Below are 17,951 nucleotides of genomic sequence, written 5' to 3' on the forward strand. Positions count from 1 at the left end.
CGTGTCTCCGCCGTTGAAGCTAATGAGCCCGCAGGGTGTGAAGAACCCCTCTCGGATGGCGGGCAGACCCCTATTCGCCGCCCCCTAGCCACCCGTCCACCGCCAGAGCGGTGGAGGCGGCGGCCGCCTCCAGAATGGTGAAGTGATCACCGGGGACGTCGACCGTCTCGTGCGGCAGATCCCACTCGGCGCCCCAGCCGCCGGCGCCCGCCTCCACCGAAGACCACGGCTCGGTGGCGCGCACCAGCAGGGTCCGCGTGGCCACCGGCGCCGGCTCCCACCCCGCGAAGATCTCGTGATAGCGGCCCATCGCCGTGATCCGGGTGTCGCTGCGCAGTCCCATCCCGCTCTCCCGGTCGGCCACCGCCTGCGCGAGCCCGGACGACAGCCACGGCCGGCGCCGGATCGACGCCGGGGTGGAGCTGTCGAGCAGCACGACCGCCGCCGGCGGCAGGTTCACCGATTCGAGGTGGGCGGTGAGGGCGTACGCCAGCATCCCGGACATCGACCGTCCCACCACGACGAAGCCGTCCCCGCCGGCCGCCAGCCGGCGCACCGCCTCGGCCTGCATCCGCACCAGCGCGTCGAGCGACTCCGGCAGCGCCTCACCCTCGAGGTAGCCGGGCTCGGGCAGTGCCCACACGTCCCGGCTGCCGCGCAGCGCGCCCGCGAACGGCGCGAACTCGTGCGGCCCGGCGACCGCGCTGAAGCTGGGCAGGCAGATTAGCGGCAGGCCGCCACCAGAGGAAGAGACGGAGGCCAGCCGTACCGGGCCGGGCACGTGCTGCTCGGCGGTGGCCACGTCGAAGGCCGGCCGCAGCCGCGCCGCCGCCTGCACCAGCGCGAGCCCTTCGTCGAGGCGGCCCCGCACGCAGGCCTGCCAGTAGAGGGAACTGACCGTGCCGGCCGCCTCCGGTCTGGGCCCGGCGGCCCGCGCGGCGAGGTGCCGGGCGAGTGCGGCCAGGGACGGCTCGTCGAAGACGACGGTCGGTTCCAGGGGTACCCCGGTCGCCGCGACCAGCCGCCGTCGCAGCTCCGTCGCGGTCAGCGAGTCGAAGCCCAGTTCGAGCAGGCTGCGCTGGTCGTCGAGGGCGTCGGCCGTTTCGTGGCCGAGCACCGCAGCCGCCGAGGAGCGGACCAGGTCCAGGGCCGTGGCCGGGTCGAAACCGGCCACGGCGGCCGATTCGGCGGGACGGACCGCCCGGCGTACCGGCCGAGGCGCGGACAGAGGCTCGGAGAACGACTCGGGCCCAAGAGAGCCGACCGTGACCTGCGAGGCCGTCAGCACCGGCTCGCCCTCCGTGTCGGTCGCGACCAGCGCTTCACCCGACAGCCGGACCACCAGGTGGTGGGCGCCGGTCGCGTGTAGCCGCACACCACGCCACCCGGTGAACGGCAGCCCCTCCAGCAGATCAGGGTGCAGCAGATAGTCCCCGGCCTGCTCGGGGTCGGCCAGCGCCACGTCGGCGATGATCTCGCCCTCATCGAGGGCCAGATCCGCCGCGACATCGGCCGCCAGGATCGCGGTCGCGTTGACCGTCCAGTGCCCGCCGTCGTACGACGAGATGCTCGCCGCCCGGCGCCCCTCCGGATCCGCTGCACGCACCCGGATCTGCACCCGCGTGCCGCCCGCCACCGCGGGCAGCGGCGCCAGGAACTCGGCCTCCTCGATCAGGTCGCAGCCCACCTCGTCCCCGGCCCGCAACAGCAGCTCCAGGATCACGCCGCCCGCCCGGGGCAGCACCGCGTCGAAGAGCACGCCGTCACCGGCGATCACCACCGGATCACCCAGGTCGAGACCGGTGATCGCGTCGGTCAGCCACAGACGCCGATGCTGGAAGGCGTAGGTCGGCAGGTCGACCCGGCGGCCGAGCGGGACGACCGGGCGCCAGTCGACCGGGACACCGGCGGTGTGCAGCCGGGCGAGGGCGCCCAGCAGGGTGTCCTCCTCGGGGCGGTCGCGGCGCAGCGCCGGCTCCAGCACGGCGTCGTCCGGCAGCAGGTCGCGGGCTATCGAGGTGAGCGTCCCGTCCGGCCCGACTTCGAGCAGGAACCCGGCGCCGAACTCGTGCAGACGCAGGACGGCGTCGTGGAACCGGACCGGGGCGACGGCGTGGCGTACCCAGTAGTCCGCCGACCGCAGGTCGTCGCCCTCGGCGAGCCGCCCGGTCACCGTGGACACGATCGGCAGGCCGGCCGGCGCGTACGTCACCGACTCCGCGACCGCGCGGAACTCGTCCAGCATCGGCGTCATCAGCGGCGAGTGGAAGGCGTGCGAGGTGCGCAGCAGCTTGCGCCGGCGCCCCTCGAACCGCTGCGCCACGGCCTCGACCGCGCCGGCGTCACCGGAGATGACCACCGACGACGGGCCGTTGACGGCCGCGATGCCCGCCCGGCCGTCGATCGCCGTGAGCGCCTCGGCCTCGGTGACCGCCAGCGCCAGCATCGCGCCGCCCTCGGGCAGCGCCTGCATGAGCCGGCCCCGGGCGCACACCAGCGCCGCCGTGTCGTCCAGGCTGAGGATGCCGGCGACGTGGGCGGCGGTGAACTCCCCGATGGAGTGCCCGGCAAGCACGGCCGGCCGGATTCCGAACGTGCCGAGCAGCCGGTATAGGGCGATCTCCAGCACGACCAGGGCCGGCTGGGTGTACTCGGTGCGGTCGAGCAGGTCCGCCTCGCCGTCGATCACCCGGCGCAGCGGACGGCCGAGGTGCCGGTCGAACACCGCGCAGATCTCGTCGAGAGTGTCGCTGAACAGCGGGAACGTCGCCGCAAGCTCCCGGCCCATCCCGGCGCGCTGGGCACCCTGCCCGGTGAAGGTGAGGGCCAGCTTCCCGTCCCGGCGCACCCCTGCCGGCAGCGCGTGCAGGCCGGCGATCAGGTCGGTGGAGGTCCGGCCGAGCACCACCGCGCGATGGTCGAACAACGCCCGCTTCGTCAGCAGCGCGTGCGCCACGTCGCGTGGGTCGCCGCCCACCGCCGCCAGCCGGTCCGCCTGATCCCGTAACGCCTCCGCCGATTTCGCCGACAGGATCCAGGGCACCAGCGTCGACGCCGGGCCGTCCGGCGCGGGCTCCTCTTCCGCAGGTACGCTCGGAGCCTCCTCCAGGATCACGTGCGCGTTCGTGCCGCTGATCCCGAACGACGACACCCCGCCGCGCCGTGGACGGCCGTCCGCCTCCCAGGGCTGCGGCCGGGTGAGCAGCTCGGCGGCGCCGGCCGACCAGTCGACGTGCGGGCTCGGCTCGGCGGCGTGCAGCGTCCGCGGGAGCAACCCGTGCCGCAGCGCCAGCACCATCTTGATCACGCCGGCCGCGCCGGCCGCCGCCTGGGTGTGCCCGATGTTGGACTTGATCGACCCGATCCGGACCGGCTGCTCCCGGTCCTGGCCGTACGTCGCGAGCAGCGCCTGCGCCTCGATCGGGTCGCCGAGCCGGGTGCCGGTACCGTGCGCCTCGACCGCGTCCACGTCGGCGGGTCGCAGGCCGGCCACCGCGAGCGCCTGCTGGATGACCCGCTGCTGGCTGGGCCCGTTCGGGGCGGTGAGCCCGTTCGACGCGCCGTCCTGGTTGACCGCCGACCCGCGGATCACGGCAAGGACCTGGTGGCCGTGCCGGCGGGCGTCGGAAAGGCGTTCCAGCAGCAACATGCCGGCGCCCTCGGCGGCGCCCATGCCGTCGGCGTCCGCGGAGAACGCCTTGCAGCGCCCGTCGCGGGCCAGGCCGCGCTGCCGGCTGAACTCGAGGAGGAAGCCGGGGGTGGACATCACCGTGACACCGCCGGCGAGCGCGAGCGTACACTCGCCCTGCCTCAGCGCCTGGGCCGCCAGGTGCAGCGCGACCAGCGACGACGAGCAGGCGGTGTCCACGGTCATGGCCGGGCCCTCCAGCCCGAAGGTGTACGAGATCCGGCCGGACACCACGCTGCCGGTGTTCCCGGTCATCAGGTGGCCCTTGACCCGCTCCGGGACGCGGGCGAGCAGCCCGGTGTAGTCCTGGCCGCTGGCGCCGGCGAAGACTCCGGTGCGGCTGCCACGCAGCGTCGCCGGGTCGATCCCGGCGTTCTCGAGGGCCTCCCAGGAGACCTCCAGCAGCAGGCGCTGCTGCGGGTCCATCGCGATCGCCTCGCGCGGCGAAATGCCGAAGAAGCCGGGGTCGAAGTCGGCGGCGCCGCCGAGGAACGCGCCCTCCCGCGTGTACGTGGTGCCTGGGTGCTCCGGGTCGGGGTGGTAGAGCCGCTCCAGGTCCCAGCCACGGTCGGTGGGGAACGGGCCCACCGCGTCGCCGCCGCGGACGAGCAGCTGCCACAGCTGCTCCGGTGAGCCGACCCCGCCGGGGAACCGGCAGCTCATCCCGACGATGACGATCGGGTCCGTAGCAATGTCCGCCGCGGTCACGACCGGGGCGGGCGAGTTCGGCTCGGTCGCCGTGCCGAGCGTCGCAGCCAGCACGAAGGCGCTGATCGCGGCCGGGGTCGGGTGGTCGAAGACGAGGGTGGTGGGCAGTCGCAGTCCGGTGGCGGCGGTGATGCGGTTACGGAGTTCGACGGCGGTCAGCGAGTCGAAGCCGATGTCCTTGAAGGCCCGGTGGGCGTCGATCGCGTCGGCACCGTGGTGGCCGAGGACCGCCGCGGCGGCCGCTCGGACCAGGTCGAGCACGTGCTGCTCCCGGTCGTCGGCGAGCAGGGCGGCGAGCCGGCCGGTGAACCCGGCCGCGGTCGTGCCGGCGGCGGCGGCACGCCGTGCCGGCGCACGGACCAGGCCACGCATCAACGGCGGCACGACGACGTCGTCGCGGTGTAGGGCACGCAGGTCGAGGCGGGCGGCGACGAGGGCGGGCTCGGGGCAGTGGACGGCGGTGTCGAAGAGGGCGAGGCCGTGTTCGCGGGTCAGGCCCACGATGCCACCACGGGCCAGACGCTGCAGGTCGCCGCCGTCGAGGTGCCCGGTCATCGCACTACGCTCGTTCCAGAAACCCCACGCCAACGACGTGCCCGCAAGACCAAGACCCCGACGATGCACGGCCAACGCGTCCAGAAAAGCATTCGCGGCCGCATAGTTCGCCTGCCCCGCCGCACCCAACACCCCGGCCACCGACGAATACAGCACGAACATCGACAGATCCGCGCCCACGGTCAACTCATGCAGGTGCACCGCAGCGTCCACCTTCGCGCGCAGCACCACCTCGACCTGCTCGGGTGTCATCGACTCCAACACCCCGTCAGCGAGAACACCGGCAGCATGGACAACCCCGCTGACCGGAACCCCGGCCAACGCCGCCGCCAACTCCTCCCGATCCGCCACGTCACAGGCCCGGAAAGTGACCTCGGCCCCGAGCGCGGTCAACCGCTCCCGCAACCCCGCCACCTCACCACTGCGACTCAACAACAGCAGACGCCCGACGCCCGCAGCCGCCAAATGCTCCGCGACCAACTGACCGAGGGTTCCGGTCGCGCCGGTCACCACCACCGACCCCGAGACCGCCTCACGCGGCGGCGTGAGGACCACCTTCCCGACATGCCTGCCCTGCACCATCAACCGGAACGCATCCGAGGCACGCCGCATGTCAAACGCCCGCAGCGGCAGCGGCCGCAACGCACCGCAGGCCATCAGACCAGCGACGTCGGCCAGAATCTCCTGCGTCCGATCCAACCCCGCCTCGGCAAGGTCGAAGGCACGATAGTCCACACCCTCCGGCTCACGGACATCCGTCTTACCCATCTCCACAAAACGACCACCCGGCGCGAGCAAACCCAGCGACGCATCGACGAACTCACCCGCCAGACTGTTCAGCACGACATCGAAACCGGCCGGGAAACGCTCCACGAACGACAGATCCCGCGAACTACCGATATGCCCGTCGTCCAAGCCCAGCCCACGCAGCACCTCCCACTTGCCCGCACTCGCGGTGCCGAACACCTCCGCACCCCAGTACCGGGCCAACTGCACCGCCGCCTGACCCACCCCACCCGCCGCGGCATGAATCAGAACCCGCTGCCCAGAACGCAAACCACCAAGATCACGCAACCCGAACCACGCCGTGGCAAAAGCAACCGGAACCGTCGCGGCCTCCGCGAACGACCAGCCATCCGGCACCCCCACCAACATCCGCTCGTCACCAACCGCCTCCGGACCGAAAGCCCCGATAAACAAACCCATCACCCGATCACCGGGACACAAACCAGTCACCTCATCACCGACCTCCAGCACCACACCGGCAGCCTCACCACCAATGCTGCCCACACCCGGATACATCCCCAGACTCAACAACACATCCCGGAAATTCACCCCAGCCGCCCGCACCGCAACCCTCACCTCCCGCGCGGCAAGACCACGACGTTCAGTCGAAACCACCGCCAAACTGTCCACAGACCCACCCACACCCACGTCCAAACGCCACAACCCAACCGGCAGCGAAGGAGCAGGCGCCGGGCGCGCCAGACCGGGAACGAGAAGTCGACCGTCGCGTACGACGATCTCGGTCTCGCCGGTGGCGACGGCCGCCGGGAGAAGGTCCGCGGATCCGTCGACGAGGACGAACCGGTCGTGGTGCTCGGCCTGCGCCGAACGGACCAGGCCCCACACCGCCGCGTGCGCGGGATCGGTCAGGCCGGGCCCCACCGCGCCGTCGGTGACCAGCACCAGCCGGGAGTTGGTGGTGCGCTCGTCGGCGAGCCACCGTTGCAGCAGATCCAGGGTGTCGACGGTGGCTCGGTGCGCCCGCGCGGCCAGATTCCCCCCGGAAGCCGGCGGCAGCAGCACGGCCATGGTCTCTGCCACCGCGCCGGACCCGTCGAGCAGCGCCGTGAGTTCCGCGAACTCGACCACGGTCACGTCGTGCTCGCCGGCCGAGGTCACGGCGGTCCATTCGACTCGCCAGAGCCCGTCCACCGAGCCGGAGGAGGCGGCGACGCCGGTGAGGGGCCGGGTGACCAGCCTGCCCACGGTGACGACCGGCGCCCCGGCCGGGTCAAAGGCGTGCACCGTCACGTCGCCCTGCTCGTGGCGGGTCACCCGGACCCGCAGATGGGTGGCGCCGACGGCATGCAGGGTGACACCGGTGAACGCGAACGGCAGCCGCGGCTCCCCACCGGCCGCCGCCGGAACGAGCGAGATCGCCTGCAGGGCCGCGTCGAACAGCGCCGGGTGCAGGGCGAACCCGGCGGTCTCGACACCCTCCGGCACAGCCACCTCGGCATAGACGCTGCCGTCGTGCCACCACGCGGCCCGCAACCCCTGAAAGACGGGCCCGTACCGGTATCCGCCGTCGGCGAGCCGCTCGTACATGCCGTCCACCGGTAGCTGCTCGGCGCCGGCGGGTGGCCACGACGCCGGCGCCGCGTCCGCATCCGCGCCGCCCCGGGCCAGCGTCGCCGTCACGTGGTGGGTGAAGTCGTCCCCGTCGTCGGGACGGGAGTAGATGTCAGCCGTGCCGTCGCGCAGCACGACCTGGAGCGCCACGTGCCCGCGGCGCGGCAGGACCAGCGGCGCGTGCAGGGCGAGTTCCTCGATGTGGTCGTACCCGGCCTCGTCGCCGGCCCGGACCGCCAGCTCGACGAAGGCCGTGCCTGGGACCAACACCGTGTCGTTGACGGCGTGGTCGGCGAGCCACGGATGGCTCTGCAGGGACAGCCGCCCGGTGAGGACCACCGCGTCGCCGTCGGCCAGGCGCATCGTCCCGGCGATCAGCGGGTGCCGCGCCGCCGCCAGACCTGCGGACCGGACGTCGCCGGCGGCGGCCGCGAGCCAGAAACGCCGGCGCTGGAAGGGGTACGCCGGTAGGTCGACCCGGTTCCCCTCGGGCACCCAGGTGTGCGGGTCGAGGCGTACTCCTTCGACGAATAGCCCACCGGCCGAGAGCAGCAGCCGGTCCAGTCCGCCCTCGTCGCGGCGCAGGGAGCCGGACACCACGGCCCGCCCGCCGGCCGCCTCCACGGTCTCGGTGACCGGCACGGTGAGCACCGGGTGCGGACTCATCTCCACGAACGCGCCCACACCGTCGCCCGTGAGCCGCGTGATGACCGGTTCCAGCAGCACGGTGTGCCGCAGGTTCGCGAACCAGTAGTCGGCGTGCAGCTCCGCCCCGTCCACGACCTCGCCGCGCAAGGTCGAGAAGAACGGGATCGCCCCGATGCGGGGCCGGACCGGCGACAGCACCCGGGCGAGTTCCTCGCGCAGCGACTCCATCTGCGCCGAGTGCGACGCGTAGGTAACCGGCACCCGGCGGGCGCGGACACCACGCTGCTCACATGCGGCCTCAAGCTGGGCCAAACCGGTCACCTCGCCGGCGACCACCGTGGCCGACGGTCCATTGACTGCGGCGACGGACACGCCGGACATCTGTTCCAGCAGTTCCTCGACGTCGGCCCGCGACATCGCCACCGAGGTCATGCCGCTCTCGGTGCCGGCCAATCCGGCGATTGCCGCCGAGCGCAGCGCCACCACGCGTGCGCCGTCCTCGAGGGTCAGCGCTCCCGCCACGCACGCAGCCGCGATCTCCCCCTGCGAGTGCCCGACGACCGCCGACGGCTCGACACCCCACGACCGCCACACGGCAGCAAGGGACACCATCACGGCCCACAGCGCCGGCTGTACCACCTCCACCCGCTCAAGCGCCCGCTCGTCACCGAGCACCTCGGTCAACGACCAGTCCACGAACGGCCCCAGTGCCTGCTCGCACTCCGCCATCCGCCGCGCGAACACCGGCGACTCGGCCATCAGCGCAACACCCATGCCCGCCCACTGGGCGCCCTGGCCGGGAAAGACGAACACCACCCGTTCGTCGCGGCCGGCGGAATGGCCGGCGACTACGTTGGGCGCCTCGATGCCTGCGGCGAACGCACTCAGTCCGTCCCGCGCCGTCACCGCGTCGGCTGCGGCCACCACGGCGCGTTCGGCGAGCAGCCCACGGGTGCGGACCAGGGACGATGCGACGTCGTGCAGGGACACGTCGCCTTCGGCGAGGAGTTCGGCGAGCTGGAGGGCCTGGTCACGCAGAGCGGCAGGAGACGCGGCGGACAGCAGCAGGGGGACGCCCGAAGCGTCCCGTCGCGGCACGGCCGCTTCGACGGGCTCGCCCTCCTCCAGGACCACGTGGGCGTTGGTGCCGCTGATGCCGAACGACGAGACGCCGGCTCGGCGCGGATGCCCGTTGCGTTTCCACGGCTGGGCTTCGGTGAGCAGGCGCACGTTCCCGGCCGTCCAGTCCACCTCTGGGGTCGGCACGTCGGCGTGCAGCGTGCGCGGGAGCAGGTCGTGCCGCATCGCCAGGATCATCTTCATGACGCCCGCGACACCGGAGGCAGCCTGGGTGTGCCCGAGGTTCGACTTCACCGAGCCGAGCCACAGCGGCCGTTCGCGGTCCTGGCCGTACGTCTCCAGCAGTGCCTGGGCCTCGATTGGGTCACCGAGTCTGGTCCCGGTCCCGTGCGCCTCCACCACATCCACACCCGCCGCGTCGACACCCGCGTTCACCAACGCCTGCCGGATCACCCGCTGCTGACTCGGCCCGTTCGGCGCGGTCAACCCATTCGACGCACCGTCCTGATTGACCGCCGAACCCCTCACCACCGCCAGAATCCGATGACCATTACGCCGAGCATCCGACAACCGCTCCACCACCAACACACCAGCACCCTCAGCAGCACCCATCCCGTCCGCGTCCGCCGAGAACGCCTTACACCGACCATCAACAGCCAGACCACGCTGCCGCGAGAACTCCAGGAACAACGCCGGCGTCGACATCACCGACACCCCACCCACCAACGCCAACCCACACTCACCCTGCCGCAGCGCCTGCACCGCCAAGTGCAACGCCACCAACGACGACGAACAAGCCGTGTCCACCGTGACCGCAGGCCCTTCCCAACCGAAGAAGTACGACAGCCGACCAGACAGCACCGACGCCGCATTCCCCGTCACCAGATGCCCCTCGACACCCTCCATCACCTCACCCGGAGAACCGCCGTAATCGTGCCCACTCAGCCCGGCAAAAACCCCGGTCCGGGAACCCCGCAGATCCGCAGGATCAAAACCCGCATCCTCCAATGCCACCCACGCCGTCTCCAAAAACAAACGCTGCTGCGGATCCATCGCGAGAGCCTCACGCGGCGAAATACCGAAAAACTCGGCATCAAAATCAGCGACACCGGAAACAAATCCACCGAACCGAACATACGACTTCCCCAACGCCCCCGGATCCGGATCAAACAAGCCCTCCACATCCCAACCACGATCCGCCGGAAACTCACCCACCACCTCCCCACCGGACACCAACAGATCCCACAAACCAGCCACCGAATCGACACCACCACCAAACCGGCCACCCATACCCACCACCGCGATCGGCTCCGACGCCGCCGCGGTGGAGGCGACCGGGGTGGCGACGGCTTTGTCGGTGTCGCCGACGAGGTCCGTGCGCAGCCGGCGGGCCAGGTCGGTGGGGCTGGGGTGGTCGAAGACGAGGGTGGTGGGCAGTCGCAGTCCGGTGGCGGCGGTGATGCGGTTACGGAGTTCGACGGCGGTCAGCGAGTCGAAGCCGATGTCCTTGAAGGCCCGGTGGGCGTCGATCGCGTCGGCACCCTGGTGGCCGAGGACCGCCGCGGCGCTGGACCGCACCAGGGCGAGCAGGTGCTGGTCGCGCTCATCGGCGGACATGGCGGTGAGCTGGGCCGCGAGGCCGATGCCGGCGGATCCGGCGGTGGCGCGGGCGGTGCGGCGGGCCGGGGTCCGTAGCAGGCTCCGCAGGATCGGGGGTGTCTCCTCCCGAGACAGCACACGCAGGTCGAGGCGGACGGGTGCAAGCGCGGCGTGGGTGTGTGTGACAGCCGCGTCGAAGAGGGCGAGGCCGTGTTCGCGGGTCAGGCCCACGATGCCACCACGGGCCAGACGCTGCAGGTCGCCGCCGTCGAGGTGCCCGGTCATCGCACTACGCTCGTTCCAGAAACCCCACGCCAACGACGTGCCCGCAAGACCAAGACCCCGACGATGCACGGCCAACGCGTCCAGAAAAGCATTCGCGGCCGCATAGTTCGCCTGCCCCGCCGCACCCAACACCCCGGCCACCGACGAATACAGCACGAACATCGACAGATCCGCGCCCACGGTCAACTCATGCAGGTGCACCGCAGCGTCCACCTTCGCGCGCAGCACCACCTCGACCTGCTCGGGTGTCATCGACTCCAACACCCCGTCAGCGAGAACACCGGCAGCATGGACAACCCCGCTGACCGGAACCCCGGCCAACGCCGCCGCCAACTCCTCCCGATCCGCCACGTCACAGGCCCGGAAAGTGACCTCGGCCCCGAGCGCGGTCAACCGCTCCCGCAACCCCGCCACCTCACCACTGCGACTCAACAACAGCAGACGCCCGACGCCCGCAGCCGCCAAATGCTCCGCGACCAACTGACCGAGGGTTCCGGTCGCGCCGGTCACCACCACCGACCCCGAGACCGCCTCACGCGGCGGCGTGAGGACCACCTTCCCGACATGCCTGCCCTGCACCATCAACCGGAACGCATCCGAGGCACGCCGCATGTCAAACGCCCGCAGCGGCAGCGGCCGCAACGCACCGCAGGCCATCAGACCAGCGACGTCGGCCAGAATCTCCTGCGTCCGATCCAACCCCGCCTCGGCAAGGTCGAAGGCACGATAGTCCACACCCTCCGGCTCACGGACATCCGTCTTACCCATCTCCACAAAACGACCACCCGGCGCGAGCAAACCCAGCGACGCATCGACGAACTCACCCGCCAGACTGTTCAGCACGACATCGAAACCGGCCGGGAAACGCTCCACGAACGACAGATCCCGCGAACTACCGATATGCCCGTCGTCCAAGCCCAGCCCACGCAGCACCTCCCACTTGCCCGCACTCGCGGTGCCGAACACCTCCGCACCCCAGTACCGGGCCAACTGCACCGCCGCCTGACCCACCCCACCCGCCGCGGCATGAATCAGAACCCGCTGCCCAGAACGCAAACCACCAAGATCACGCAACCCGAACCACGCCGTGGCAAAAGCAACCGGAACCGTCGCGGCCTCCGCGAACGACCAGCCATCCGGCACCCCCACCAACATCCGCTCGTCACCAACCGCCTCCGGACCGAAAGCCCCGATAAACAAACCCATCACCCGATCACCGGGACACAAACCAGTCACCTCATCACCGACCTCCAGCACCACACCGGCAGCCTCACCACCAATGCTGCCCACACCCGGATACATCCCCAGACTCAACAACACATCCCGGAAATTCACCCCAGCCGCCCGCACCGCAACCCTCACCTCCCGCGCGGCAAGACCACGACGTTCAGTCGAAACCACCGCCAAACTGTCCACAGACCCACCCACACCCACGTCCAAACGCCACAACCCAACCGGCAGCGAAGGAGCAGGCGCGCGGACAAGGCGAGGCACGTACGCGGTCTCACCGCGCAGCAGGATCTCGGGCTCGCCGGTGCCGAGGGCGGTGGCCAGCGCCGCGTCCGGCGCCGCGGTCGCGACACCGGTGTCGACGAGCACGAACCGGCCGGGGTGCTCGGCCTGCGCAGACCGCAGCAAACCGACGAGAGCGGCCCGGGTGAGGTCCGGCGTCTCACCGTCCAGGGTTAGCGCCTGATGGGTGACGACGGCCAGTCGCGCGTCCGCGAACCGTTCGTCAGCAAGCCACCGTTGCACGACGTCCAGCAGCCTGACCGTGCTGTCCCACACGGCGCCAGGCAGCGAACCGCCGTCGCCGCGGCCGCCGTCGTACACCACCACGTCGGCTTCGACAGACCGGCCGGTGATCGCCTCGTCCCAGGCCACGATCCGGACGTCGGCGGCCGGCGGCAGCTCCAGCGGCACCAGGTCGACGCGGAACAGCGCGTCGTCCACGCCCGGGTCGACGTCGGCGACGGGCCGGGTCACCAGCGCGTCGACGGTGACGACCGGCGCGCCGGCCGGGTCCGTCGCGTACAGGGTCATCGTGTCGTCGCCGTCGCGGGTCAGCCGGACCCGCATGCTCGTCGCGCCGGCGGCGCGCACGGTGACACCGGTGAAGGCGAACGGCAGCCGCGGCCGGTCACCGGCGTCCCCGCCCAGCACCAGTGCGACCGCCTGCAGAGCGGCGTCGAACAACGCCGGGTGCAGCGCGAATCCGTCGACCTCGGTGCCCTCGGCGAGGGCCACCTCGGCATACACGTTGCCGTCCTGCTGCCAGGCCGCCCGCAGGCCCTGGAAGACCGGCCCGTAGTGGTAGCCGCCGGAGGCCAGCCGCTCATAGACCCCGTCCACCTCGATCGGCTCGGCGCCCGCCGGTGGCCACGACCCGGACCGGGCAGGAACGGGCGCCCGCTCCCCGGCGGTCAGGACCGCGGCGGCATGCCGGACGTACGGCTCGTCCGGCTCGGCGTCGTCCGGCCGCGAGTGGATGGTCAGCGAGCCACGGCCCTGGTCGTCGGGCGCCCGCAGCACCACCTGGACGTGCACTCCCCCACGGCGCGGCAGGGTGAGCGGCGTGTGCAGGGTCAGTTCGTCGATGTGGTCGTACCCGGCCTCGTCCCCGGCCCGGACCGCCAGCTCAACGAAGGCCGTCGCAGGCACCAGGACGCTGTCGCCCACCGCGTGGTCGGCCAGCCAGGGGTGACTCCGCAGGGACAGACGCCCGACCAGCACGACGCCGTCGTCGTCGGCCAGCCGCATCGACCCGGCGATCAGCGGGTGCCGGCCGGCGGTGAGGCCGGTTGCCCGGACGTCCGCGCCGCCGGGTGAGCCCAGCCAGAAACGCCGCCGCTGGAATGCGTACGCCGGCAGGTCGACCCGGTTGCCCGTCGGCACCCACCGGTCGAGCGCGATCGGAACGCCCTGGACGAACAGTTCGGCTGCCGACATCTGCAGGCGGCTCAGTCCGCCCTGGTCGCGGCGCAGTGAGCCGGACACGACGGCGGCGGCGCCAGCCGCCTCCACCGTCTGCGTGACCGCACCGGTGAGCACCGGGTGCGGGCTCATCTCAGCGAACGCGCCCACGCCGTCGGCTGCGAGCTGCGAGATGACCGGTTCGAGTTGGACGGTGTGCCGCAGGTTCGCGAACCAGTAGCTGGCGTCCAGGTCGGCACCGTCGACGAGTTCGCCGCGCAGGGTGGAGAAGATCGGGACATCACCGGTCCGCGGGCGTACCGGTGCGAGAAGGTCGGCGAGCTCGTCGCGGAGCGCCTCCATCCGGTCCGAGTGCGACGCGTACGTCACCGGCACCCGGCGTACGCGGATGTCCCGCTGCTCGCACCGCGCCTCGAGGTCGGCCAGGCCCGTCACCGCGCCGGAGACCACGGTCGCCGCCGGGCCGTTGACCGCCGCGATCTGGACGCCGGGCACCTGTCCCAGCAGGAGCCGCACCTCGTCCGCCGGTAGAGCAAGCGAGGTCATGCCGCCGTCGGTGTCGGCGAGCCGGACGATTGCCGCCGAGCGCAGCGCCACCACGCGTGCGCCGTCCTCGAGGGTCAGCGCTCCCGCCACGCACGCAGCCGCGATCTCCCCCTGCGAGTGCCCGACGACCGCCGACGGCTCGACACCCCACGACCGCCACACGGCAGCAAGGGACACCATCACGGCCCACAGCGCCGGCTGTACCACCTCCACCCGCTCAAGCGCCCGCTCGTCACCGAGCACCTCGGTCAACGACCAGTCCACGAACGGCCCCAGTGCCTGCTCGCACTCCGCCATCCGCCGCGCGAACACCGGCGACTCGGCCATCAGCGCAACACCCATGCCCGCCCACTGGGCGCCCTGGCCGGGAAAGACGAACACCACCCGTTCGTCGCGGCCGGGCGCGTTGCCGGCGGCGACGTCCGGTCCCGGCGCCCCGACGGCGAACGATCGCAGGCCGGCCTCGCCCGCAGCCCGGTCGGCGGCCACCACGACGAGGCGCTCGGCCAGCACGCCGCGTGTGCGGACCAGGGACGACGCCACGTCCGTCAGGGATGCGTCGGCCAGCAGGTCCGCCAGGTGCGCCGCCTGCTCCCGTAACGCGGCCGGCGACGCCGCCGACAGCACCAGCGGCAGCGCGGCCGACGGCGGGCCGGGGTCGATGACCGTTTCCGCCTCGGTGTAATCCTCGATGATGGCGTGGGCGTTGGTGCCGCTCATCCCGAACGACGAGACGCCGGCCCGCCGCGGATGCCCGTTGCGTTTCCACGGCTGGGCTTCGGTGAGCAGGCGCAGAGTGCCGGGCGACCAGTCGATCTCGGGCGAGGGCACGTCGGCGTGCAGGGTGCGCGGGAGCAGGTCGTGCCGCATCGCCAGGATCATCTTGATGACACCGGCGACGCCGGCCGCGGCCTGCGTGTGGCCGATGTTCGACTTCACCGAGCCGAGCAGGACCGGATCGCCGTCACCGCGCGCCTTGCCGTAGGTCGCTTGGAGTGCCTGGGCCTCGATTGGGTCACCGAGTCTGGTCCCGGTCCCGTGCGCCTCCACCACATCCACACCCGCCGCGTCGACACCCGCGTTCACCAACGCCTGCCGGATCACCCGCTGCTGACTCGGCCCGTTCGGCGCGGTCAACCCATTCGACGCACCGTCCTGATTGACCGCCGAACCCCTCACCACCGCCAGAATCCGATGACCATTACGCCGAGCATCCGACAACCGCTCCACCACCAACACACCAGCACCCTCAGCAGCACCCATCCCGTCCGCGTCCGCCGAGAACGCCTTACACCGACCATCAACAGCCAGACCACGCTGCCGCGAGAACTCCAGGAACAACGCCGGCGTCGACATCACCGACACCCCACCCACCAACGCCAACCCACACTCACCCTGCCGCAGCGCCTGCACCGCCAAGTGCAACGCCACCAACGACGACGAACAAGCCGTGTCCACCGTGACCGCAGGCCCTTCCCAACCGAAGAAGTACGACAGCCGACCAGACAGCACCGACGCCGCATTCCCCGTCACCAGATGCCCCTCGACACCCTCCATCACCTCACCCGGAGAACCGCCGTAATCGTGCCCACTCAGCCCGGCAAAAACCCCGGTCCGGGAACCCCGCAGATCCGCAGGATCAAAACCCGCATCCTCCAATGCCACCCACGCCGTCTCCAAAAACAAACGCTGCTGCGGATCCATCGCGAGAGCCTCACGCGGCGAAATACCGAAAAACTCGGCATCAAAATCAGCGACACCGGAAACAAATCCACCGAACCGAACATACGACTTCCCCAACGCCCCCGGATCCGGATCAAACAAGCCCTCCACATCCCAACCACGATCCGCCGGAAACTCACCCACCACCTCCCCACCGGACACCAACAGATCCCACAAACCAGCCACCGAATCGACACCACCACCAAACCGGCCACCCATACCCACCACCGCGATCGGCTCCGACGCCGCCGCGGTGAGCCGGTGGTGGTCCTGGCGGATGCGGTCGTTCTCCTTCAGCGATGCCCGCAGCGCTTCGACCAGCTGCTCAGTCGATGTCGTCATGGGATCTCCCGTTTCTCGTCGCCGGCCGGAGGGCAGCGCGGGCCGGGCCCGGGTGGGGCGGGGGCCGCCGAATACACGCACGAATCCACGCCGAACGTATGCGGGAGCCGACCACACCGGACACCCCTACGGCGGCGATCCAGCCCCCTATACCAGGGCAGGGAAACACTTCAGCAGGGGTGCGGCACGCTACGCGACGGCCATCACCGGCAATACCCCTGTCGTACCCCTGGCCCGCGTTTCCGCCTGGGGCCCGGACGAATACCGGACCACCCCTGACTAGGGCTGATGTTCTGTCCAACGGAGGAGACGACGTGCTGTCATGGGCCAGCCAACATTCGACAATATCGCCGATTCCTCTCTCACCCGGAGAAGATTCATGACGCTCACCTCGCTCGCACCGGTGCCCACCCCGAACCGGACCCATCTGCCGTCGAAGATCGTGAGTGTCGGCACCGCGGTGCCGCCCGATTCGTACTCGCAGCAGGACATCCTCGACGTCTATGGGATCACCGACGAGCGCATCCGGTCGGTCTTCCGCAACAGCGCCATCGAGCGCCGTTTCCTGAGTCTGCCGCCGGAGCTGCCGAAGGGCACCCGGGCCGTCGAGACGCAGGGTGAACTGCTGCGCAAGCACAAGGTCACCGGGATCGACATGGGCAAGCGGGCGATCCTGTCCTGTCTGAAGGACTCCGACTACGAGCTCGACGACGTCGGCTACCTGTGCTGCATCACCACGACCGGGTTCCTGACGCCCGGGTTCAGCGCCCTGCTCATCAAGGAGCTCGGGCTCAGCGTCACCACGAGCCGCCTCGACGTGGTCGGCATGGGCTGCAACGCCGGCCTCAACGGCCTCAACGCCGTGGCGGGCTGGGCGAGCGCGCACCCGGGCAGACTCGCGCTGATGGTCTGCGTCGAGGCGTGCTCCGCCGCGTACGTGCTCGACGGCACCATGCGCAGCTCGGTGGTCAACAGTCTGTTCGGCGACGGTGCGGCCGCCGCGGCGCTGATCACCGACGAGGCGGGGCTCGAACCCGGCCCCACCGTCCTGAAGTTCGCGAGCTGCATCATCCCCGAGGCCGTCGACGCGATGCGCTACGACTGGGACGACCAGCAGGGCAAGTTCAGCTTCTTCCTGGACCGCGAGGTGCCCTACGTCGTCGGCGCGCACGCCGAGGACGTCATCGGCCGCCTGCTGCAAGACACCGGGCTGCGCCGCAGCGACATAGCGCACTGGGTGGTGCACTCCGGCGGCAAGAAGGTCATCGACTCGGTGATGGTCAACCTCGGCCTCACCCGGCACGCGCTGCGGCACACCACCGGCGTGCTGCGCGATTACGGGAACCTCTCCAGCGGCTCATTCCTGTTCTCCTACGGCCGGCTGCTCGAGGAGGGCGTCACCCGGCCCGGCGAGTACGGCGTCCTGATGACCATGGGCCCCGGGTCGACCATCGAATCCGCCCTACTGCGTTTCTGATTTCCTCTG

General features: G+C 71.0%; 2 protein-coding genes. One reads left to right on the forward strand and one right to left on the reverse strand.

The window, feature by feature from the left end:
- Positions 1–70: 70 nt before the first annotated feature.
- Entirely contained in the window at positions 71–16,465 is a 16,395-nt protein-coding gene (locus ACQVFL_RS19905; RefSeq protein ID WP_431727289.1) for an SDR family NAD(P)-dependent oxidoreductase, read from the reverse strand.
- 322 nt (positions 16,466–16,787) lie between these two features.
- Between ACQVFL_RS19905 and dpgA the strand changes: the two genes are divergently transcribed.
- A complete protein-coding gene (dpgA, locus tag ACQVFL_RS19910; protein WP_431727290.1) occupies positions 16,788–17,942 on the forward strand; it encodes a 3,5-dihydroxyphenylacetyl-CoA synthase DpgA in 1,155 nt (384 codons plus the stop codon).
- Positions 17,943–17,951: the final 9 nt, after the last annotated feature.

Source organism: Verrucosispora sp. TAA-831, assembly GCF_050780145.1.
Lineage (GTDB): Bacteria > Actinomycetota > Actinomycetes > Mycobacteriales > Micromonosporaceae > Micromonospora.

Coding starts and splice junctions, on each gene's coding strand:
- ACQVFL_RS19905 (WP_431727289.1), bottom strand. CDS start 16,465: ATGACGACATCGACTGAGCAGCTGGTCGAAGCGCTGCGGGCATCGCTG.
- dpgA (WP_431727290.1), top strand. CDS start 16,788: ATGGGCCAGCCAACATTCGACAATATCGCCGATTCCTCTCTCACCCGG.